This window comes from Marinobacter sp. C1S70, from assembly GCF_000475355.1.
Lineage (GTDB): Bacteria > Pseudomonadota > Gammaproteobacteria > Pseudomonadales > Oleiphilaceae > Marinobacter > Marinobacter nauticus.
The window spans coordinates 1-1,591 of the sequence record NZ_AXBW01000085.1; the positions used below are offsets into that span (position 1 = coordinate 1).

The following is a 1,591-nucleotide window of genomic DNA, read 5'->3' on the forward strand; positions in this document are numbered from 1 at the left end:
CTAGGAGTCTGCGCGGCAGAAGCTACATTCTGGCACAATAGATCAAAATTCTTCAGCAACAGGATGACTGATGGGAACCACTTTCCGCCCGTATTCGCCTGGCCAGGAACTGCTTCTTCCCCCGAGCCTGAACGAGTGGCTGCCTGAGGGGCATCTGGCCTATTTTGTCAGTGATGTCGTCGAGGAGTTGGATTTAAGTGCGTTTTATGCCCGCTACGAAGGCAACGGCCGACGCAACTCGCCCTTCGATCCACGAATGATGCTGAAGATTTTGATCTACGCCTACGCCACCGGCGTTTTCTCTTCACGCAAGATCGCCCGGAAGCTGGAAGAAGACGTGGCCTTCCGGGTTCTGGCGGCAGGCAACTTCCCCAGGCATCGCACGATCTGTGATTTCCGCAAACACCATTTGGTTGCCTTCAAGGCCGTGTTTATTCAGGTGGTCCGGATTGCCCGGGAAGCGGAGCTGATCACGCTGGGAACACTGGCGATTGATGGCACCAAGGTTCGGGCTAATGCCAGCAAGCATAAGGCCATGAGCTATGGCCGCATGGGCGAGGAAGGCGATCGTTTATCGAAAGAGATCGATGCACTTTGTCGTCAGGCACGTCAGACAGACCAGTCGGAAGACCGACAGTTCGGCCCGGATAACCGGGGTGATGAACTGCCTGAAGAGCTTCAGTACCGGCAGGCGCGGCTGGACAAGATTCGTGCCGCCAAAGAGAAATTGGAAGCAGACCAGAAAGAGCGGGACAAGGCCCGGGGTCGGTCCCCGGACGATGATCGGCGCTCACCTCGCGGGGGCCCGAACTTCAAGCGGGATTACGGGGTGCCGGATGACAAGGAGCAGAGCAATTTTACCGATCCGCAAAGCCGGATTATGAAAACGGCGGACGGGTTCCAGCAATGCTACAACGGCCAGTTGGCCGTGGATGGTGAATTCCAGCTGATTGTCGCCAACCACCTGGGCAATAATCCCAGTGACAATGGCTGTCTGATACCACTGCTGGATCAGGCAAAAGACACTCTGGAAACCTATCCGGATCAGTGCCTGGCTGACGCGGGTTACCGTAAAGAAGAAGATCTACAGACCCTGGAAGACAAAAGCATCGACGGCTATGTCTCGCTGCGTCGGGAGGGCAAGAAGAGTTCAGAGATAGACGCGAGCCGTTATCCGGCCAGCGCCCGGATGGCCGGGAAGCTGGCCACGGCAACCGGGCGATCGGTTTACGCTCAGCGCAAGCATCTGGTTGAGGCGGTCAACGGCTGGATCAAGCATGTTCTGGGCTTCCGACAGTTCAGTCTGCGGGGCCTTCACGCCGTGCAGGGTGAATGGGATCTGGTCTGTCTGTCGCTTAATCTCAGGCGGATGAGTTCACTGATGAGGCTGACATAGAGGGTCCGAGGGATCCTTGGGCGTACTGAGTGATCGGACTACGATAACGCATTCGCTGATAACCGTCTTGACTGACTGAATAGAGAGAATCGAGACTCTATTCGGCTGGATATTGTGGATACGTTCTCGGGCCGAACTGTGATTCGACGCGGCGGGGTCACTTGCTCAAAATACTTCTGCCGCGCAGACTCCTAG

At 56.4% G+C, this 1,591-nt stretch carries 1 protein-coding gene; it reads left to right on the plus strand.

What is annotated here, in order from left to right:
• Positions 1 to 70 precede the first annotated feature (70 nt).
• Entirely contained in the window at positions 71 to 1,396 is a 1,326-nt protein-coding gene (locus Q669_RS18675) for an IS1182 family transposase (RefSeq protein WP_022993451.1), read from the plus strand.
• The last annotated feature ends 195 nt before the right edge of the window (positions 1,397 to 1,591 follow it).